The sequence below is a fragment of the Dolichospermum heterosporum TAC447 genome, from assembly GCF_024584745.1.
Classification (GTDB): domain Bacteria; phylum Cyanobacteriota; class Cyanobacteriia; order Cyanobacteriales; family Nostocaceae; genus Dolichospermum; species Dolichospermum heterosporum.
The window spans coordinates 5792554-5812443 of sequence record NZ_CP099464.1; the positions used below are offsets into that span (position 1 = coordinate 5792554).

Genomic DNA, 19890 nt, shown 5'->3' on the forward strand with positions numbered 1-19890 from the left:
AAGGAGAAAGAAGGAGAAAGAAGGAGAAAAAAGGAGAAAGAAGGAGTTTTATAAAGTTTGCCATGTACCAGAAAAAATACTTTCAGCCCCCAAAGAAATACGGACTAAATCCTCATTAAGCAGGGGAGGCCAGTCCACACCTGCCTTTCGTCCCGCAGCAAAGAATCTTTGCGCCTTTACAGCCAACTGATATAAAGCAAAAGCCAATTCTCTGTCTAAGTTGGGTGCTGTTTTTAAAGCTTCAAATACCACCTTTAAAGCTAACAGGGTAGAAGTAACCTGACCAGGAACAGGAGGTTTACCTTGTTGTAAACGACTTAACAGAGTATCTGGATTATCTAGGCTGCTGGTTTGGTCTATGAGTAGTTTCCGTGCTATTTCGTAGTTCATACTTCTAACTAGGGTTTGCTGAAAAAGTGGTCTGTGAGGGCAGGGAACAGGGAACAGGGAATAGTTTCAACTATCTGGATATCCTCAATTTTCCAAATCTGACAAAGAGAAATCCACAAAAAAGATGATCCTAGTGCTTACGCATTGACAAAGTTTTCTAAATATGTAATGTGGATTTTATCTCTTGTAGGGTGCGTCAGACCCAATAATTTGGTAAAAAACAGATTTCCTCTATCTGACGCACCCTACTCAATAAGTTATTCCCAAAGCCGAAAACGACGCAATTTCGTTCATTTATATGATGGTAAGTTAGTGAGCGTGCGTAAGTCCTAGATCCAATCTTGTGAGGTGTTGGATAGGCATATCTTTTTTTTGAGCAGGTTCTAAAATAGCTTTTTTGACACTCCCCGGTCTAAAGACACGGGGATTCTTAATCGAATAATTGCAAACACAACTGCTCGAATAATATCCGCTTTTCAGGTATTACCTTAGATGTACGGTTCCCCGCCTGATGCCGTTTGCCATTTCTGGCGGCATCGTTGCATAAAAGGGCGTTACTTTCTCCCAGTCCAGGAGTAGGCACTAACGATTGGTGCGTCGGCTTTTTACGTCTGTTGCTGACGAATTTCAAATTAGCTCTTCGTAAAATTGTCCGAGAAGCCTGAGTATCAGCATGGTCAATATGACCACAATGTTCACAAATGAACTTTTCGCCATCTCTATTAGCTTTACTAATATGATGACAAGCCGAACATTCTTGAGAAGTAAATTTAGAATTAACGGATAATACTGGCTTACCAGACTTCAATGCCAGCCAAGCAATCTTAGAAAATAATTCGCCCCAACTGGCATCAGAAATAGAGCGATTTAATCCACGTTTTGCAGATTGACCATTAGCCATAAATCGTCCTTGCTGCCTTTTGGGTTGGCAGCGGGACTTCATAGCCTTAACATTTAGATCCTCTTGGACAATTGCCTCAGCGGTGTTAACAACTTTATTGGCTGCTTTCCATTGATGATCATTTCGCTTATCTGCAATCTTTTTATGTAGCTTGGCAACTATTTTCCCGGCTTTTTTGCGATTATTAGAACCCTTGATTTTGCGGTTAACTCGGCGCTGTCTGATTCTTAATTGACGGCGGACTTTTTTATTAGTTGCAAATTGAGGATTTTCAATAAACGAACCATCCGACAAAGAAATTAATTTATTAATTCCTACATCAATACCTACTGCTGATTTGACGGTTTCAATTTCTGTAACTTCAGGTAGGGATTCAGGTAACTCGAGTAATACACTCATGTACCAGCCGTCAGCTTCTTTAATCACTGTCACCGTTCTAATATCAGCATCTATTGGAATAGTACGACTATCAAAATAGCGCATAGTCCCCAGTCCAGGAAAGTAGGCATGGGAATAGCATCGGGGCTGATTAGATTCACGATTAACAGTTAATTTTACTTGTCCTGGCTTGAATTGAAATGTTTTAAAGTTGGCTGCTTTACGAAACGCAGGGAAACCCCTTTTGTGTTGAAAAAATCCGTTATAAGCAATATCTAATTTAGCTAAATTGCCTTGTAAAACATCTGAATTAATTCGGCTATACCATTCAGACTCAGAACGTAGTTCAGTTGTTCTCTTGCCTTGAATATCAGTCGCACTACCCCAGGTTAAACCATGCTTCTTACTATTTTTTGTTAACCCAGAGGACATTACACCATGCTTAACGACGGGGCAGGTCAAAGGGCAATAAGAGCCATATTCAATACGAGTATCTAAGTCTGAAAATGCACCATATTGGTAAATTACTGACTCGTCTGATTTCTGGTTATTAGTTTCAAATCCGCGCTGACGTTCTGCCAAACAATAATTTCTGTGTTTCCGTAAAGTAACAAGCCACTCAGACATTAAGGCTTGTTGCCCAATAGATGGTTGTAGCTTGAATCTCCAGCGTATTTGCACAGGTTTATTTTGTTGATGTGATTGACGATATAACTATTATATGGCAGTATTACAGTAATGTCAACCCAATATTGTATATGAAGAAAAAACCTCTAGCGGTGTACCTAGATGAAACTGAAAGAAAGAAACTTGAGGATATCGCCCAAGGTTGGGGAATGAGTCTTTCGTCAGCCTTAAAAAGATTAGTTAGAGAGAAATAAAATGTTGAAAAGATTTAATGACCCGCATCATGATCGAGAATATTGGCAGCGGTTAAAACCGCACGGGTAGGCTTTCCCCCGCGCTCTAAAGAGACGCGGCTCCCAGCCTTCCCGCGATCCCCTGGTGGCTAAAATCTTCTTGCGTAACTTTTATTCTAAGTACCATATATTTTTATTTACTTTGTTATTCTGTCAATTTCTATATTTCCAAAAGTGAGTAGGTTTAGGATGCACATCGGTAATTCAACCCAAAGTTTTAGTAACCACCCACCCCATCTGATTACCCAGCTTACCCGCTTTGGTGAAGGTGAAGCTACCCCATACAAAGGTCATTTCATCCTTACCTACCCTTGGAGCAACACCAATCAATTCTTTTACCTTGCTTGTACTCAGTATCCACTGATGAGTAACAGCTTTTTCTAGTTCTTCATATTCTGCTAAGGGCGATAGCGAAGCGCTGCTGCAAGCAGTTCGCTTGTCACCGATATATCCCATCATTTTCTCAACCAAACCAGCCATAACGGTAATAGCGGTAAGGTTTTCGCTGTTGTCTAGTTCGTTGTCCAGTATGTCTATTTGATTGTCCAGTTTTTCTAGTGCAGGTACTTTCCGCATTTACAAGCAAGCGACCAGGGCGACAGGGTGAGGGAAATAGGGGACGGCTAGGTAATGGTTGATTACTTCCTTCAACAATTCCCGTTGGCTGAAGTAACCCGTCTTTAGATAGCGATCGCGCCTTAAGACAGTATTCCGTCCCCCAACAAGGGGGATTGAAACGTGGAAGCCATTACAGGAGTTTGTTTCGGGCGATCGCAGTAAGACAAAACCAGGGCAGATCGGTGGCAATACTACATGAAATTTTTGTAGTATGCGCTGGTATTACCCTTGTATCTACCTGAATAAATATCTATAACCAAGCTATCAAAATTAATCCTAATGATTCATTTGCATACAAGCAGAGGGGAATATCCCGTTCTAACTTAGGAGACGAACAGGGAGCAATACTTGATTTTAACCAAGCTATCAAAATTAATCCTAATGATTCATTTGCATACAATTGGAGGGGAACATCCCGTTCTCACTTAGGAGATAAGCAAGGAGCAATAGATGATTACAACCAAGCTGCAAACTTTCTTTTACAACAAGGGGATATGAAAAATTATCTAGAAGTTTTAGAAAATATAAAGCGGATTCAGGGACGCTAAAACTAGTGTGTTAATTCTGAATCCCTTATCCTATAAGACTTCATGCACAAAATATGTCGTCATATTTTTATGAGAACGGGCCTGGAACAGATGCTTTCGGTGTAAACTACGGTAACACCAATAATTTTCTGGACAATCCCTCCAAAAATACACAGAATTAACACACTACCCTTATCTCGGCTTGACCCCCTCATCAAATAAGACAAGAGGTAAATATGCGATCGCAACAAAAATTCCGGCTGCCTCCGGGGTTCTTGGAAGTCCCTCAAATAGCCCCAAAATTATTGACTACTAACAATTGACCGAATTTGCAAACTACCACTGGCGAATTCATCCCCCAAGAATTTCATCACAACCTTTAGTGGTGCAGCCTCTAACTTAATATTACTAGGTGATGCGTCTATAAACTTAAATTGATAAGGGTCACGGGGCAAAATTGAGGTGTCAAAATCCTCCACCGATAAATCACCGCTAATGAATACATTTGTATTGGTACGGTTAAATTTACTTATCGCCTCCCCAATTACCTGATCTTCCACAAATACGGATTCAATAGTAGTAATAGCAGCTTTACCAACATCTGCTGTAATTTGTTCAATCACAATCTGACTATCAGGGTCAGTTGCGGCTTTATATAGTTTATTTGTCTTAGGTTCAAGAACTATAAATCCAGTTCCGTTAGGTTGAATAATCTGAAATTGTCCATCAACCTTTGACCGATCGCCCGCCCTGACTCCCTTAATATTGGCAACAATTTTATGAGTGCTTCCAGAACTATTGTACACACCCTGTACCCCTGATGTAGAGGCAATTAGACGATTAAACTGGGTTAAAATTCCCCCCTTACTATTGATGCTAAATGCTGATAGAGCGATAGCGAAGCGCTCCGTAGGAATCGCCACCAATATACAAAGTACAAAATACTCAGCATTACTCCCAGTCTTTAACCTGAGATTCCGATTACCAGGACAAACACACCGAACAGGAGAAGGCCAGAACATCTCCACACCACCACGAGTAAAACAATCTGCAAACCATCCGAATGTGTACCCAATAGTTAAAGCTGATGCGATTGGTACTAATTTAGGAATAAATATTGCTGTTCCGTAGGAGGCGATCGCCACCACTGCACTGGCAACTATAGAATGAGTCATGCTTCTATGGGGCATTGTCTCTTGAAAATAGCCAGAAATCCAAGGAAAAACCTTACCTGCTGGAGAAGTAGAAACATCAACATCTGGGAGTAGACCACCAATTGCACCAACAGCAATCAAAACCGGGTCAGCAGTTTGGAGTAATAAACTGGATGCAGTCCCACTAATTAGTAAATGAGATATTCCCAACATTACCTGATTCTCCTTTCCTCTTGAGGCAAACTGTAAAGCAGTCGGGAGAGTCCCAAGAATATAGCCGCAGCAATACTACCAAATATATATAGTGCTTGGTCATTTGTACCAAGTCCAATAAAGCGCATAATCACGAAGATTACCCCCACTACTAAAATTAATGGGGTGATATCGAAGTAACGCCGATGGTCTGCACCTTCAATATCTAAACCTAGATATTCCTCTTCAATTGCCCTGATTGCTAACATCGGATTCCCCCCGGCGCGTTCCTGAAGTTTAGATAAATCGGCAGATGTTAGGGCGATCGCTCTTTCTTGCGCTGCGCTTTTCATGATTTGTCTGATTGCCTTCAGTTCGATTCTCGGAATATTAATGAAAATATCAGAACGGGGTGGGTCTGTAGTAACCGTTCACAGGGGGTGAGAATTTATTAAAAAACTTGAAAGCTTTGTCTGTTGGGTTTTTCAGGCAACTTGACATATTAACGAATGGTTCTTAAATTGGCTGGAAAACGATTTGCAAACCGATATAGAGATTTTGCGAATTTCAAATGACCTAAAAAAATCAAATCTATAACGTTTTTCATGCTGTTTTCGTGGAATCTCATATAGAGCGTTTTTTGTACCCCCCGTGAACGGTTACGCTGAATGACTCAAGTACATGGTGGACACCAGATGAAACTATCGACGTTGACGACCCAGAAATAGAACGATTGTCTATCCGTTTGTGGTGCAATCTTCATTTCCAGCAATCTAAAACTCATGGCATGAATTTAATTCAAGTTCAACGGTTAGATGAATCTGGGAATCCCAAACATAAACCGTTCTGGTTAGGGTGGGTAGGTTTGGAGATGCCTGCTTTATCTTCATTTTGGCAATTGTACGGTCGCCGATTTGCTGTCTTACCACTGGTATCGGTTTGCTAAACAACGCTTGCATTGGACTCTACCACAACTTAGTACCCCAGAACAATGCCAAAAGTGGAGCGACCTATTACCACTGATGACTTGGCAACTTTGGTTAGCCCGTGATGTTGCGGCTGATAATCCATTACCTTGGCAGAAAAAACAGACCAATTTATCTCCTGGAAGGGTCGCTCAGTCTATGGGAGGAGTTTTCGCCGCGATTGGTACACCGGCTGAAACCCCCAAACCCCGTGGAAAGTCTCCTGGCTGGCCTACTGGGAGAATCCGCTTACGCAGAATTCGCTACCATACAGTCAAAAAGACTACTCCTAGACCCAAGAAGGAACAACCTAAATCAGCTTAACTTCTTAGTTTTTCTAGTTTGAGCTATGTAATTTGTAACCTCAGTCCTTCTGGGTCATTTTGTCATGCCTTAGTCTAAACTCCAGTAAAAACCCATCGTCAGTTAATCTTTCAACAACGGCATTACCCAGTACAGACTTACCACTCCCCTCTTCCCCGACAATCAAAATTGCCCCATTAGCGAGTAATGACGCTGTAGTGCGGTTTAGTTCCGCTTGTCTATAAATTTGAAATTCCTCAACCTCAAAACATTCCTCCCCAACTCCCTCCACTCCCCCCACTCCCCCTACTTCCCCAACTCCCCCAACTCCCTCATCAGGGGATGACTTAGGAAACACAGAACTGACGGACAGCAAGAAACCACTCAAAGCTAATTTCAACCAATTAGTTCTAGTCCGTCTTTTCTTTGGGTTTTTTTGATTTTCTCCATCGCTAAATTGATCAGGTTCTGAGGATTGTACGCAGCTTTGCTCGTGTTGCTGTGCGATTGCGTAAAATTTCCCCTCGCACCCTCCAATTGCGCTCTTAAATCAGCCGGTAATTCATCAGGGTTTTGGTAAAAATGAGTGGCGATCGCCTCTTGGGCAATTAACGTTCCTGCGGCTTTTTCTGCTCCAGCCCGAACCATACTATTGATATCACTATCAGGAATAAAAGCAGGATTTACTGATGTGGCGGTTAATTCTTCTTGTGTAGCGGTAATTACGGATTTTTGACTCAACACAAGATGAGATTCTGTACCTGATTCTGTACTTTCATCCTCTATTTCTGTACCATTTAGGCTATTAAACTGTACAGATTTGAGTTCTTTCCATTCACGTATCAAAGGACCAATTGTACTAAAACTACCACCACCTAGCCGTTCTCGTACAATATTTCTATTTATTTTTTCATTTTTTATATATAAGTTTTCGCAAATTTCAAAAACTCTTATTTTCAAATCTTCATGTTCTTGGGGTACAGTCATAAATTTTTCAAAAAAAGTTTGTACCATTGTACAACAATGTATTAATTTATGTATCAGTATTTGTACAAGAATACTTGATAAAAAAGCGACTTTGTACAGCGCGGCTATTAATTGTACGGGGAATTTTTATACATCCATTAGAATCAATGAAAATTATAATTAGTGTACTATTTTGGAGGTTGCAGGATTTTCCAAATAAGTAGGTGAACACAATAAAACCAAACTGTGTAAACAAACGTAAAATCGCTGAAAACTTCTTTACTCTTGCCTCTTACCTTGCTATAACGACAATTTTCAGCGCTAACCTACTTAATTTATTGATTCTCTCACAATAATCACGACAACCCCGACAGCTTGATAATGGCTTCGTCTGCTGTAGTCATCGAATATCGCCAATCTCAAGGCAACTAAATTAAAATTGAGTTATGTAGTCAATACCTTGTCCATTTTCTGTAGATTGGGTTAAGCGACAGCGCAACCCAACGCATTTGTTGGGCTTCATGCTAATTGCTCCGCAACGCTAACGCGAACAATCCAACCTTGTATCTTAGAGGTTTCGCCGTCGTAGAGATTGCTGTTACGTTCGCTCTAGTAGGCGGTATCTCCAACCTCTGACTACAGGGGCTAATTTCTCAGCTTTTGTAGTACCATCATAATTCGAGTTGTTGACGATGACTTTTACTTTCTTACGGAAAGCTTTGAAGTTGTCCACTGAGGGAGTATTTATTAGTCTTGCTATTAAGGGTACTAAGTTAAAAGATGAGGCGATCGCCCTGCTATCAAAAATCCAAGAAGTGTCGGTATTAAAAACGGTGATTCACCAAAAACAAGCAATAGCCGATACCTTTGGACAAGGTACAACCATTTGGGGATTGTCCGGTCGTCCGGCGGCGGAATCACAGAGTGTCAACCACCCATCACTTCCCTTCGGGTAAGTGAGGGCTTGTAAAAGCCTAGTTGGACTCAGTTCTTAACTGAACTACGTTAGAGGTAAGAGTTAAAGACCTAATTAATCCAGTAAATCAATTCACAAAGACAGTTACGAATATGGAAAATCAAAGATTTGTTAATTGCTCAAGGGATGTTTCACAGTTAACCCTCCATTGCTCCCATCACCAAACTGAGTACAGTTTTGGTGGGGGTCTCCTGGAGGTTTAGATGAATGTTTAAATTACCAAATATACCTACATTACCCGAAATTATTGATGATCTGCCAAATATCTGCGGTTGGGAAAAGGAAGTGTTGACTGTAGTTAACCACAATGAACCTATTTTTTTACCGATTACTAATCTGAAATTAGCAGATATTAATGCAGTATTTGCGATCGCTCTACATATGCACCAACCCACGATTCCAGCGGGAAATAATGGTGCATTAATCAGCAATTTGCAATATATGTTTACACATCAGCAAGAGGGAGATAACCACAATGCTGCCCCTTTTGCTAGTTGTTATAGTCGCATGGGAGATTTTATTCCTGAATTAGTTGCACAAGGTTGTAATCCTCGTGTGATGTTGGATTATTCGGGTAATCTTTTATGGGGATTGGTACAAATGGGCAGAAGTGATATTCTAGATAATCTCAAACACATCACTTGCAATCCTACCTACCAACCCTATGTGGAATGGTTGGGGACTATGTGGAGTCATGCCGTCATCCCTTCCACACCTATAGCAGATATTAAACTACACATTATCGCTTGGCAACATTATTTTGCGGCAATTTTCGGCTGGGAAGCATTAGCAAGAGTCAAAGGATTTTCCCCTCCAGAAATGCACTTACCAAACCATCCAGATACCTTATTTGCATTTATTAAAGCATTGAAAGAATGTGGTTATCGTTGGTTATTAGTGCAAGAACATACTGTAGAAACAATTAATGGTCAGCCTTTAAATTCTAAACATTTACCCCATCGGTTAATAGCTCGCAATTCCTACGGAGAAGAAATTAGTATTACTGCATTGATTAAAACCCAAGGTTCAGATACTAAATTAGTTGCCCAAATGCAGCCATATTATGAAGCCAAAACTTTATCTAAACAAAAATTAGGTGATGTTGTTGTACCCCCCATAGTTAGTCAAATAGGTGATGGTGAAAATGGTGGTGTAATGATGAATGAATTTCCCGGCGGTTTTCAACGAGCTTGGGGGGATATGGTGCAAAATGGGGGAGGTAAAACTGGTGTTGTTGGTGTTTGTGGTACAGAATATTTAGAATTATTAGCAGCAGCAGGTTGTCAACCCGAAGACTTTCCTATTTGTCAAGCAAGTGGGCAACATCAAATCTGGGCGCAAATTGCCGAAGATAATTATCAACCAGATGTTGTAGAAAATGCGATTCAAGAACTGAAAAAAAAACACCCCAATTTTCATATTGATGGGGCATCATGGACTAATCATATTAGTTGGGTGCAAGGATACGAAAATGTTTTATCTCCCATGTACAAATTGAGCAATTTATTTCATGAGAAATTCGACGATTTATTATCAGATCAATCCAGTGTAAATTTGACTCAAGACAGTCACTACCGCCAACTGCTATTGCATAATCTCTTATTACAAACTAGCTGTTTTCGTTATTGGGGGCAAGGTACTTGGACGGACTACGCCCAGGAAATTTACCGCCGGGGAGAGAAATTACTTTAAGAGGATGTTTGAAAAGTATCAGAATTAATCGAGATCCCCCCAACCCCCCTTACAAAGGGGGGCTAAATTCCTCAAAGTCCCCCTTTTTAAGGGGGATTTAGGGGGATCTGCGGGTGTCAGATCCCACACGAAAAAGTTTTCAAACAACCTCTAAGAGTTGGTGATTTTTATTTGTTTGAATCGGGATATTCAGGATGTTTTTGGATGATTTTTGGTGGGGGGTTGGTGATTTTTATTTGTCTGAATCAGGATTTCCAGGATATTCAGGATTTACAGGATGTTTTTGGATGATTTTTGGTGGGAGTTGGTGATTTTTATTTGTCTGAATCAGGATTTCCAGGATATTCAGGATTTACAGGATGTTTTTGGATGATTTTTGGTGGGGGTTGGTGATTTTTATTTGTCTGAATCAGGATATTCAGGATATTCAGGATTTACAGGATGTTTTTGGATGATTTTTGGTGGGGGGTGGTGATTTTTATTTGTCTGAATCAGGATTTCCAGGATTTGAAGATTTACAGGATGTTTTTGGATGATTTTTGGTGGGGGGGTGGTGATTTTTATTTGTCTGAATCAGGATTTCCAGGATATTCAGGATTTACAGGATGTTTTTGGATGATTTTTGGTGGGGGTTGGTGATTTTTATTTGTCTGAATCAGGATTTCCAGGATTTGAAGATTTACAGGATGTTTTTGGATGATTTTTGGTGGGGGGGTGGTGATTTTTATTTGTCTGAATCAGGATTTCCAGGATTTGAGGATTTACAGGATGTTTTTGGATGATTTTTGGTGGGGGTTGGTGATTTTTATTTGTCAGAATCAGGATTTCCAGGATTTGAGGATTTACAGGATGTTTTTGGATGATTTTTGGTGGGGGTTGGTGATTTTTATTTGTCAGAATCAGGATTTCCAGGATTTGAGGATTTACAGGATGTTTTTGGATGATTTTTGGTGGGGGTTGGTGATTTTTATTTGTCTGAATCAGGATATTCAGGATATTCAGGATTTATAGGATGTTTTTGGATGATTTTTGGTGGGGGTTGGTGATTTTTATTTGTCTGAATCAGGATTTCCAGGATATTCAGGATTTATAGGATGTTTTTGGATGATTTTTGGTGGGGGTTGGTGATTTTTATTTGTCAGAATCAGGATTTCCAGGATTTGAGGATTTATAGGATGTTTTTGGATGATTTTTGGTGGGGGTTGGTGATTTTTATTTGTCAGAATCAGGATTTCCAGGATTTGAGGATTTACAGGATGTTTTTGGATGATTTTTGGTGGGGGTTGGTGATTTTTATTTGTCTGAATCAGGATATTCAGGATTTGAGGATTTACAGGATGTTTTTGGATGATTTTTGGTGGGGGTTGGTGATTTTTATTTGTCTGAATCAGGATATTCAGGATTTGAGGATTTACAGGATGTTTTTGGATGATTTTTGGTGGGGGGTGGTGATTTTTATTTGTTTGAATCGGGATATTCAGGATGTTTTTGGATGATTTTTGGTGGGGGGTGGTGATTTTTATTTGTTTGAATCGGGATATTCAGGATGTTTTTGGATGATTTTTGGTGGGGGTTGGTGATTTTTATTTGTTTGAATCGGGATATTCAGGATGTTTTTGGATGATTTTTGGTGGGGGTTGGTGATTTTTAATCCATATTCGTGATACAACTATATTGTCACTAAAGACATAAAAAGCTACCGAGGGAGTGTCAAAATCCTGTACATCCTTTAATCCTGTACTTCGACTTCGCTCAGTAACCAGATATCCTGATTCTGACAATCCAAAAATGGCGTTGCTGATTCAGAATATGATTGATTTTACCTCACGCAGAGGCGCTCCAGTCGCAGAGAGTAAGAGTTTGAATTCATTGATTTTTCAATTTCATACTTCAGTTCAGCAACGCCCCAAAAATTTACTATAAGTAAGCTGTTGTGCATTTAGTTTGTATAATTCTAGCGGGCAAGATGCCGGCACTACAAAGTTCAAGTAAATTATGGTTATCAAATTTAGCTGCGTAACAGCTTATTAGAGGCAGAGCCTCATCAACTGCATTCCTAGTCAGAGACTAGGAACGAGATATGGTAGGGATTTGAGCTTAGGTTGACATTTAGCTGCGTAACAGCTTATTAGAGGCAGAGCCTCATCAACTGCATTCCTAGTCAGAGACTAGGAACGAGATATGGTAGGGATTTGAGCTTAAGTTGACATTTAGCTGCGTAACAGCTTATTAGAGGCAGAGCCTCATCAACTGCATTCCTAGTCAGAGACTAGGAACGAGATGTGGTAGGGATTTGAGCTTAAGTTGACACATATCAGCTTTTGCTTTACCCCTAATACACATCTGGGTTCTTTGTCATTTGGCAAAAGTTTAAATCTCACCCGTGTTTAGTATATATATGCGCGAACAGATTTCTACTAATAACATAAGTGTAAACAAAAATTTTCGTCTTGTCAAGTCTTGAAGTAAATTAAATTGTCCCCATCTGGGAGAGAAAAGAATTTAGAAAGGGCAAATCTCGGATATGATTCTGGGATATCCTTAGATAGAAAGGATATTGGCGAAATTAAAGTAGAGTCAGTAACCCAGCCCTAAAGGGACTGGGCTTGCAAGAGTAATCAAGCAAGCCGTACTGACCAGACCACCCTGAGTTTACTCTCATGGTAGCCGTTATTTGAGTCACGACACCCCGGAATGCGTTCGCGCCAGCGTGCCGTCAGGCATAGCTAGTTCCCTGCTCTGTCATTTGCAATTAAACAGTTTTAAGGTCACTGAAACAGTGTTGCAAGTCTAAAAAGCTCTCATAACAGGTCGTTCGCGCAGCGTGCCGGAGGCATCTAGCTAACATTACCCCAGAAATGGGAGTTGGTTTCCAGGTTCCAATCAAAAATCTGGTTTTAATTTTAATATCCACGGCGGTTAAAACCGCTCGTGTCGTTTCCCTCTCAGGTCTAAAGACGCTGAGTTTCCCACTTACCGGGTATTCTTATATTCTTATGAAGCTGGCAGCAAGAGTAAGTCAGGTAACACCTTCCATCACTTTAGCCATCGCAGCTAAAGCTAAGGCTATGAAGGCCGAGGGGATAGATGTTTGTAGTTTTAGCGCTGGTGAACCGGATTTTGACACCCCAGCGCATATCAAAGCCGCAGCCGCAAAGGCTTTGGATGAAGGTAAAACCAAGTATGGTCCAGCCGCTGGTGAACCAAAATTACGGGAAGCGATCGCACACAAGCTAAAAAATGATAATGGTCTTAATTATAAGTCAGAGAATGTTCTTGTCACTAATGGCGGTAAGCATTCTCTGTATAATTTGATTGTGGCACTGATTGACCCAGGTGATGAGGTGATTATTCCTTCACCCTACTGGTTAAGTTATCCCGAAATGGTGACATTAGTTGGTGGCAAGTCTGTGATTGTGGAAACAGATGCTTCCACTGGCTACAAAATCACTCCAGAACAGCTAAAAAAAGCTATTACCCCAAAAACAAAGTTGTTTGTCCTTAATTCCCCTTCTAACCCCACGGGAATGGTCTACACGCCGGGGGAAATTAAGGCTTTGGCTAAGGTAATAGTTGATGCAGATATCTATGTTGTCTCTGACGAGATTTATGAAAAGATTCTCTATGATGGTGCTGAACATATCAGCATAGGTTCTTTAGGTGAGGAAATCTTTTCTCGCACCTTAATCAGTAGCGGTTTCGCTAAGGGTTATTCTATGACTGGTTGGCGTTTGGGTTATTTAGCCGGACCTGTGGAAATTATCAAAGCCGCCAGCAATATCCAAGGACATAGTACATCAAATGTGTGTACTTTTGCTCAATATGGAGCGATCGCTGCTTTGGAAAGTTCCCAAGACTGTGTAGAGGAAATGCGTCAAGCTTTTGCTAAACGTCGTCAGGTGATGTTTGAAAGACTCAACGCCATTCCGGGTTTGAGTACAGCTAAACCAGACGGTGCTTTTTATCTCTTCCCTGATATCAGCAAAACTGGTTTGAAATCTCTGGAATTTTGCAACGCTATCCTGGAATCTCATCAAGTTGCACTGATTCCCGGTGTCGCTTTTGGTGCTGATAAAAATATTCGTCTTTCCTATGCTACGGATATGGAAACGATTGAAAAGGGAATGGATAGGTTAGAGAAATTTGTCCGTTCTCGGATTTAGCATAATTTCTAATTACCGAAACTCAAGACTTAAAAGTTTTGAGTTTTCGGTATCAGTGACTTTTTTTAGGGTGCATTCTCAATATGAATAATGTCTATTTGGTGTTAATAATTGCGATTTCTCTATTACTGAGAATATATAATCTTGCTAATAATCCTATTGCCTTAAATCAAGATGAAGCCATAAATGGTTATGACGCATACTCCCTAATTGCTACCATGCGGGATCATCATGGGAATTTTCTGCCAATTATGTTGGAATCTTTTGGTGATTGGGTATCACCTGTTATCACTTATATCACAATTCCTTTTGTACAATTATTCGGATTATCAGAATTTTCGATCCGCTTACCTGTTGCCTTATTAGGAGTGGGTACGGTCGTTCTCATATACTTATTTAGTCTACAAGTTCTTAATGATAAAAAATTAGCCTTAATAGCTGCTTTTCTTCTGGCAATTATACCCTGGCATATCACCCTTTCCAGATGGGCTATTCCTCCCAGCATTGTGCCATTTTTTATGCTGTTATTTATGACAGTATTTTTATGGGCTGTTAAAAACAATCCAAAACAATCTTATAGGTTAATTATAGCATCTATTTGTGCAGGAATACTAACCTATTCTTACCCAAGTCAAAAATTATTTGTGCCACTTCTATTAATAGCATTAATGATAATTTTCTTGCGTAAGAATATCACTAAAATAACCATATTTTTATTAAGTTATATTATTTTTGTATCGCCAATATATTTATTAACTTTTGCTGATCCTGATAGATACAACGGTAGGTTTAAGATTGTTTCAATTTTTGGTCAAGAAGAAAATATATTTATTATTTTTGGGAAATTTTTATTAAGATATTTGAGCTATTTTTCACCAGAGTTTAACTTTGGTATTAGTGATTCTAATGTTATGCAGAGAGTTCCCGGCTTTGGTGCTAATTATGATTTCCTATCAGTATTTTTTTATATAGGAATTCTGGGATGTTTTACTCTAGCTTTTAAGAAAGATAGTTTAACTTATCCACATCGTCAGATCATCTTATTATTACTTGCATGGCTTTTTATTGCCCCAATTCCTGCCAGTTTAACAGAAACATATTACCATACATTAAGAATGATTCATGGATTACCTTTAACTATTATATTTGTGATTTTTGGGTTAAAAATAATAGTTGATTCCATAAAAGATATCCAACTAAAAAAGAAGTTGATTGTGATTGTGATCTTTCTAGGAATAATGAATATTCCTAGTTTTAGTTATGTTTATTTTCATAGATATCCTCAACAAACCCTGACTAGAGAAATGTTCCAATATGGAATTAAGGATTTCATGAATTATGTAATTATTAATCAGGATAGATTTAATAAAATAGTCATTGATAATCAAATAAATCAGCCATATATCTATTATCTATTTTATGCAAAATATGATCCAAAGTTAATTAATTATCTGGAAATTCAGCCAGATAAAGAAATTAAAAAAGTTGGTAAATATGAATTTAGAAACATTGATAATCAAGAGATTATCAATACCCAAGAAATATATCAAGTTAATGATAAAGATAGAATTTGGTATAAAATCTATGAAAGAAATGATCGGGTTCTATTTGTTAAAAAAGTAACCTAAAATCAAATCAAACCCATTTCCTTTAAACCTTGATAAAGTCGTTTTGCTTCTTCAGGGTTGTTTAATTCATGGAGAGAAATGGCATATTCAAAAGCTTCTAAACTACCGGGAACATCGCCAATTTTCAAGAGTACAACCCCTAAATTTTGATAAGCTTCTGCATAGTCAGGATTCAAATTAATGGCATTATTATAGGCATCAATAGCTTCACTAAATAACCCCATTGCTTTACATACCATGCCTAAATTATAATAACCAATTACAAAATTAGGATCAATTTTTATGGCTGTTTCATAAGCAATTTTTGCTTCTGGTAAATCTCCTACATTTTTGAGTAAATTTCCTAAATTATTATATCCTCCTAATTTCAAAAGGGGATAGATAGGCAATTTTACCGCAGCTTGATAATGAGAAATAGCTGGGGGCAAATTTTTTAAATTTGTATAAGCAATTCCTAAATGGTAATGCAATTCATACAAAATATCATAATTTATATCTTCATTGAAAGCAACTTCAACTTTTTGTGACTGCGAATGTTTAAATTTATTTAATGTTTTTTTTTCTTCATTAACCTGATTACCAATTAATTGATTTAATCCTCGATTTAATAACTCCATACCCGCATCAATTTTCCCCATTTGCATATACAAAGCTCCCAATTTACTGCATACATAAGCATCATTGGGGTGACTGGCAAAAAACTCTTCCATTGCGGCTGCGGCTTTAGCATATTTATTCTGTTCATTAATTACAGCTTTTTGATAACCTGTATGGAGAATTGCTACTCCTGGTAAATAACCAATTTGCCAATGTGGTTCTTGAGTGAGAATTGCGGTGACACTATCATCAATTAAAGCATGATAAGGGCGATCAAAAGATATATTAGGATGATGACGAAATAGTCGAGAAACCAGAGAATAAGGTGATTGTGTTGAACCGACTTCTTGACGTACTAAATTAATTACCAAATATTCTTCTTTGCTAATAACTGTTTTAAGTAAGGGGATAATTTCATCTGTCAAAGTTTCATCAGCATCTAAAACTAAAATCCAATCACCTGTCACATATTTTAAAGCTTCATTTCGAGCCGAACTAAAGTTATTATTCCAGGGGAAATAATACACTTTAGCTCCAAATTGTTGAGCAATTTGTGGGGTTTTGTCAGTTGAACCCGTATCAATAACTATAATTTCATCAACAAAATTATTAACACTTCCTAGACATTTTGGTAAGCTAGTTTCTTCATTTTTTACAATCATACAGAGACTGATTTTCATCTGGTAACACTATGGTATTTACAAATTTGGTTAATAATACAGCAGAAGTCAAGAACCAATACAATTCAATTAACAATACCTCTAGGTTGAGGTACGTTCACGAAGTGTGGCGATAGCTTGCGTGGCGACGTAGGAGCCATAGCCATAACCCAACAAATGCGTCGGGTTGCGCTGTCGCTTAACCCGACCTACAAAATTGATTAATAAATTGTTTTACCTCCGTGTCCTCTGTGTCCTCTGTGGTTCGTATCTCTGAAAAAATATATTTAAACAGGATGGAAATAATCATAAATCTCTTGCGCTAATCGTGAACCAATTCCGGGAACTTCTGTTAATTGTGTAGGTGTGGCTTGACGAATATAATCAAGAGAGCGAAAATGCGCTAATAACAACTTTTGCCGATTTTGTCCTAAACCGGGAATTTCATCTAGATGCGATCGCTTTAGTTTATCACTTCTTTGTTGACGATGAAAACTGACAGCAAATCTATGAGCTTCATCTCGCAATCTTCGTAATAACTGGACTCCTGGTTGTTCTGAGTCTGTTTCTAAAGGTTTTGATGAGTGGGGTAAAAAGATTTCTTCTCGTTTTTTGGCTAAACTGACAACCCGCAAATCTGCGAATAGATTCATTTCCGTTAAAATCCCCACAACGGCAGATAGTTGACCTTTACCACCATCAATCATAATTAAATCAGGCCAGTCAGTATTACCTAATCTTGCTAATTTTGGATCTTCAATATATTTACGAAATCTTCTCTTAATAACTTCTGCTAAACTGGCAAAATCATCGGAATGACCAATTGTGATATCAGGATTTTTAATTTTATAATGTCGGTAATATTGTTTGGCTGGTAAACCATCAATAAATACGACTTGAGAACCTACTGCATTAGTTCCTTGAATATGAGAAATATCATATCCTTCAATGCGTTTGGGTAAATCTGGTAAGTCGAGAATAGCGGCTAGATCTTGGGTTGCTTGTAAATTACTATCACCCAATTTTTGCATTCTTTGTAATTCATATTGGGCATTTTTTTCGACCATTTCTATTAATTCTGCCTTACTTTGTCGCAAAGGATTGAAAATTGTCACTTTTCTGCCTTTGCGTTCTGTTAGAATAGCGGACAAAATTTCACTATCTGGTAAATCATGCTGTACTAAGACTTCGCTGGGAATTTCTACACTTTCTGCTGTTTGATAATGTTCCTCTAAAACTCGTTGTAAAATTGCTCCCGGTTCAGGGTGGGAGTCAGCAACAAAAGCCAAGCGTCCCACTAATTGACCGGCGCGAATTTGGAATAATTGAATGTAGGCGTGTTGATCATCGGCGGCTAAAGCGATCGCATCTCGTGATACTGTATCATCAGGTAAGGATACTTTTTGAGCCGCATGAAGGGATTTTAATGCTCCAATTTGATCACGAATTTTTGCCGCAGTTTCAAAATTCAATTCTGCTGCGGCTGTTTCCATTTGTGCTGTTAAAATATCAATTAGTTCCTGAGTTCTACCTTGAAAAACCATCGCTACTTTTTGGACAATTTTTGCATATTCAACCGGGGAAACTAATTTTTGACAAACACCAGGACAACGACCAATATCATAATTTAAACAGGGACGATCTTTAAATAAAGGTTGTGGTCTTTGTCGTAAAGGAAAAATCTTTTTACACAAATGGACAATTTCTCGTAATAAACCGGAATCTGTATAAGGACCGTAATATTTATCTTTGGCTTTTCCTAATTGACGTTTGCGGGTAATGAAAATGCGCGGATATTCATCTGACCAAGTAATGCACAGATAGGGATATTTTTTATCGTCTTTGAGTAAGACGTTAAAATATGGCTGATGCTGTTTAATTAAATTGGCTTCTAGGGCTAATGCTTCGGCTTCGGTATCAGTGACAATGAATTCAATTTCTGTCACTAATTTAACCATTGTGTTAATCCGTTCCGTCTTGTTGGTGGAGTCGCGGAAATAGGAACGGACACGAGAACGCAATTTACGAGATTTACCTATATATATTAGGCGATCGCTGCCATCCCGCAACAAATAAACCCCCGGTTCTGGGGGAATTTCTCCCAGCCGATTTTCTAACCGTTCTGGGTTTTTATACAGTGGTAAGATTTGCTCAGATATAGTCACAAATATATTTTACAGGAATATCCGGTAAGGGTAAAGCTCAGTGGCTAAAGCCGCTGAGAGTGTCAACTTGAGTTTAAATTTAATGTAGGGGTAGGCCCTGTGCCATTGGTGTCAACTTAACGTAAAACCCATACCCCGCCTGGGAATGAATTCCCAGTCTAATAGCAAAAGTCATCTGAAGATGACTAAAGCCGCTGAGAGTGTCAACTTGAGTTTAGATTTAATGTAGGGGTAGGACCTGTGCCATTGGTGTCAACTTAACGTAAAACCCATACCCCGCCTGGGAATGAATTCCCAGTCTAATAGCAAAAGTCATCTGAAGATGACTAAAGCCGCTGAGAGTGTCAACTTGAGTTTAGATTTAATGTAGGGGTAGGCCCTGTGCCATTGGTGTCAACTTAACGTAAAACCCATACCCCGCCTGGGAATGAATTCCCAGTCTAATAGCAAAAGTCATCTGAAGATGACTAAAACCGCTGAGAGTGTCAACTTGAGTTTAGATTTAATGTAGGGGTAGGCCCTGTGCCATTGGTGTCAACTTAACGTAAAACATCTATCCCGCCTGGGAATGAATTCCCAGTCTAATAGCAAAAGTCATCTGAAGATGACTAAAACCGCTGAGAGTGTCAACTTGAGTTTAGATTTAATGTAGGGGTAGGCCCTGTGCCATTGGTGTCAACTTAACGTAAAACATCT

Annotated in this window: 19 protein-coding genes; 10 read left to right on the plus strand and 9 right to left on the minus strand. The window is 39.0% G+C overall.

Translation table 11 applies throughout. The features are described from left to right. Positions 1 to 48: 48 nt before the first annotated feature. Together NG743_RS26440 and NG743_RS26445 are read right to left on the minus strand one after the other, a co-directional pair. Positions 49 to 390, minus strand: coding sequence for a hypothetical protein (locus NG743_RS26440; RefSeq protein ID WP_027401112.1), 342 nt, complete (start codon positions 388 to 390; stop codon positions 49 to 51). A 430-nt stretch (positions 391 to 820) separates the two neighbouring features. Continuing rightward, entirely contained in the window at positions 821 to 2296 is a 1476-nt protein-coding gene (locus NG743_RS26445; protein WP_257121205.1) for an RNA-guided endonuclease InsQ/TnpB family protein, read from the minus strand. A 131-nt stretch (positions 2297 to 2427) separates the two neighbouring features. On the opposite strand from NG743_RS26445, the gene NG743_RS26450 reads away from it, so the two are divergent. Continuing rightward, positions 2428 to 2550 carry a histone H1 gene (locus NG743_RS26450; RefSeq protein WP_027400631.1) on the plus strand — a complete coding sequence of 41 codons (123 nt, stop codon included), beginning with the start codon at positions 2428 to 2430 and terminating at the stop codon, positions 2548 to 2550. A 243-nt stretch (positions 2551 to 2793) separates the two neighbouring features. On the opposite strand, the gene NG743_RS26455 is transcribed toward NG743_RS26450, so the two are convergent. Beyond that, positions 2794 to 3165: a hypothetical protein gene (locus NG743_RS26455; RefSeq protein ID WP_201769122.1), complete on the minus strand. Its 372-nt coding sequence runs from the start codon at positions 3163 to 3165 to the stop codon at positions 2794 to 2796. A 311-nt stretch (positions 3166 to 3476) separates the two neighbouring features. Between NG743_RS26455 and NG743_RS26460 the strand changes: the two genes are divergently transcribed. Then, the gene (locus tag NG743_RS26460) at positions 3477 to 3755 is read left to right on the plus strand and encodes a tetratricopeptide repeat protein (protein ID WP_370566787.1); all 279 of its coding nucleotides are present in this window, start codon (positions 3477 to 3479) and stop codon (positions 3753 to 3755) included. A 281-nt stretch (positions 3756 to 4036) separates the two neighbouring features. Here the strand turns inward: NG743_RS26460 and NG743_RS26465 are convergent, their stop codons facing one another. Next, positions 4037 to 5101 carry a metal-dependent hydrolase gene (locus NG743_RS26465; protein ID WP_257121207.1) on the minus strand — a complete coding sequence of 355 codons (1065 nt, stop codon included), beginning with the start codon at positions 5099 to 5101 and terminating at the stop codon, positions 4037 to 4039. Next, a complete protein-coding gene (locus tag NG743_RS26470; RefSeq protein WP_228043610.1) occupies positions 5101 to 5433 on the minus strand; it encodes a hypothetical protein in 333 nt (110 codons plus the stop codon). The genes NG743_RS26465 and NG743_RS26470 overlap by 1 nt, the downstream gene beginning before the upstream one ends. Before the next feature lie 434 nt (positions 5434 to 5867). Here NG743_RS26470 and NG743_RS26475 point away from each other — a divergent pair, with 434 nt between their 5' ends. Together NG743_RS26475 and NG743_RS26480 are read left to right on the plus strand one after the other, a co-directional pair. Then, positions 5868 to 6026 carry a hypothetical protein gene (locus NG743_RS26475; RefSeq protein WP_257121208.1) on the plus strand — a complete coding sequence of 53 codons (159 nt, stop codon included), beginning with the start codon at positions 5868 to 5870 and terminating at the stop codon, positions 6024 to 6026. Beyond that, positions 5995 to 6369 (plus strand): hypothetical protein, encoded by a 375-nt coding sequence (locus NG743_RS26480; protein WP_257121209.1) that lies wholly within the window; start codon positions 5995 to 5997, stop codon positions 6367 to 6369. The genes NG743_RS26475 and NG743_RS26480 overlap by 32 nt, the downstream gene beginning before the upstream one ends. A gap of 40 nt (positions 6370 to 6409) precedes the next feature. On the opposite strand, the gene NG743_RS26485 is transcribed toward NG743_RS26480, so the two are convergent. Both NG743_RS26485 and NG743_RS26490 read right to left on the minus strand, forming a co-directional pair. Further along, positions 6410 to 6748, minus strand: coding sequence for an ATP-binding protein (locus NG743_RS26485; RefSeq protein ID WP_027401110.1), 339 nt, complete (start codon positions 6746 to 6748; stop codon positions 6410 to 6412). Next, positions 6745 to 7335 (minus strand): DNA-binding protein, encoded by a 591-nt coding sequence (locus NG743_RS26490; RefSeq protein WP_257121210.1) that lies wholly within the window; start codon positions 7333 to 7335, stop codon positions 6745 to 6747. The genes NG743_RS26485 and NG743_RS26490 overlap by 4 nt, the downstream gene beginning before the upstream one ends. A gap of 671 nt (positions 7336 to 8006) precedes the next feature. Here NG743_RS26490 and NG743_RS26495 point away from each other — a divergent pair. The 6 genes from NG743_RS26495 to NG743_RS26520 all read left to right on the plus strand — a co-directional run bounded on the left by NG743_RS26495 (position 8007) and on the right by NG743_RS26520 (position 15773). Beyond that, positions 8007 to 8270 (plus strand): hypothetical protein, encoded by a 264-nt coding sequence (locus NG743_RS26495; protein ID WP_027401108.1) that lies wholly within the window; start codon positions 8007 to 8009, stop codon positions 8268 to 8270. A gap of 227 nt (positions 8271 to 8497) precedes the next feature. Next, positions 8498 to 9982: a polysaccharide deacetylase family protein gene (locus NG743_RS26500; RefSeq protein WP_027401107.1), complete on the plus strand. Its 1485-nt coding sequence runs from the start codon at positions 8498 to 8500 to the stop codon at positions 9980 to 9982. 696 nt (positions 9983 to 10678) lie between these two features. Continuing rightward, positions 10679 to 10993, plus strand: a complete 315-nt coding sequence (locus NG743_RS26505) for a hypothetical protein (RefSeq protein WP_257121211.1) — start codon at positions 10679 to 10681, stop codon at positions 10991 to 10993. 83 nt (positions 10994 to 11076) lie between these two features. After that, a complete protein-coding gene (locus NG743_RS26510; protein WP_257121212.1) occupies positions 11077 to 11478 on the plus strand; it encodes a hypothetical protein in 402 nt (133 codons plus the stop codon). 1500 nt (positions 11479 to 12978) lie between these two features. After that, on the plus strand, positions 12979 to 14145 hold the full coding sequence (locus NG743_RS26515; RefSeq protein ID WP_027401106.1) for a pyridoxal phosphate-dependent aminotransferase: 1167 nt from the start codon (positions 12979 to 12981) through the stop codon (positions 14143 to 14145). Between the two features lie 83 nt (positions 14146 to 14228). Beyond that, the gene (locus tag NG743_RS26520; RefSeq protein ID WP_257121213.1) at positions 14229 to 15773 is read left to right on the plus strand and encodes a phospholipid carrier-dependent glycosyltransferase; all 1545 of its coding nucleotides are present in this window, start codon (positions 14229 to 14231) and stop codon (positions 15771 to 15773) included. Between the two features lie 2 nt (positions 15774 to 15775). On the opposite strand, the gene NG743_RS26525 is transcribed toward NG743_RS26520, so the two are convergent. Beyond that, positions 15776 to 17050 carry a tetratricopeptide repeat protein gene (locus tag NG743_RS26525; RefSeq protein ID WP_027401104.1) on the minus strand — a complete coding sequence of 425 codons (1275 nt, stop codon included), beginning with the start codon at positions 17048 to 17050 and terminating at the stop codon, positions 15776 to 15778. A gap of 266 nt (positions 17051 to 17316) precedes the next feature. Further along, positions 17317 to 19194 (minus strand): excinuclease ABC subunit UvrC, encoded by a 1878-nt coding sequence (gene uvrC / locus NG743_RS26530; protein ID WP_027401103.1) that lies wholly within the window; start codon positions 19192 to 19194, stop codon positions 17317 to 17319. Positions 19195 to 19890: the final 696 nt, after the last annotated feature.

Coding starts and splice junctions, on each gene's coding strand:
- NG743_RS26440 (WP_027401112.1), bottom strand. CDS start 390: ATGAACTACGAAATAGCACGGAAACTACTCATAGACCAAACCAGCAGC.
- NG743_RS26445 (WP_257121205.1), bottom strand. CDS start 2,296: ATGTCTGAGTGGCTTGTTACTTTACGGAAACACAGAAATTATTGTTTG.
- NG743_RS26450 (WP_027400631.1), top strand. CDS start 2,428: ATGAAGAAAAAACCTCTAGCGGTGTACCTAGATGAAACTGAAAGAAAG.
- NG743_RS26455 (WP_201769122.1), bottom strand. CDS start 3,165: ATGCGGAAAGTACCTGCACTAGAAAAACTGGACAATCAAATAGACATA.
- NG743_RS26465 (WP_257121207.1), bottom strand. CDS start 5,101: ATGTTGGGAATATCTCATTTACTAATTAGTGGGACTGCATCCAGTTTA.
- NG743_RS26470 (WP_228043610.1), bottom strand. CDS start 5,433: ATGAAAAGCGCAGCGCAAGAAAGAGCGATCGCCCTAACATCTGCCGAT.
- NG743_RS26475 (WP_257121208.1), top strand. CDS start 5,868: ATGAATTTAATTCAAGTTCAACGGTTAGATGAATCTGGGAATCCCAAA.
- NG743_RS26490 (WP_257121210.1), bottom strand. CDS start 7,335: ATGACTGTACCCCAAGAACATGAAGATTTGAAAATAAGAGTTTTTGAA.
- NG743_RS26495 (WP_027401108.1), top strand. CDS start 8,007: ATGACTTTTACTTTCTTACGGAAAGCTTTGAAGTTGTCCACTGAGGGA.
- NG743_RS26500 (WP_027401107.1), top strand. CDS start 8,498: ATGTTTAAATTACCAAATATACCTACATTACCCGAAATTATTGATGAT.
- NG743_RS26505 (WP_257121211.1), top strand. CDS start 10,679: ATGATTTTTGGTGGGGGGGTGGTGATTTTTATTTGTCTGAATCAGGAT.
- NG743_RS26510 (WP_257121212.1), top strand. CDS start 11,077: ATGTTTTTGGATGATTTTTGGTGGGGGTTGGTGATTTTTATTTGTCAG.
- NG743_RS26515 (WP_027401106.1), top strand. CDS start 12,979: ATGAAGCTGGCAGCAAGAGTAAGTCAGGTAACACCTTCCATCACTTTA.
- NG743_RS26520 (WP_257121213.1), top strand. CDS start 14,229: ATGAATAATGTCTATTTGGTGTTAATAATTGCGATTTCTCTATTACTG.
- NG743_RS26525 (WP_027401104.1), bottom strand. CDS start 17,050: ATGAAAATCAGTCTCTGTATGATTGTAAAAAATGAAGAAACTAGCTTA.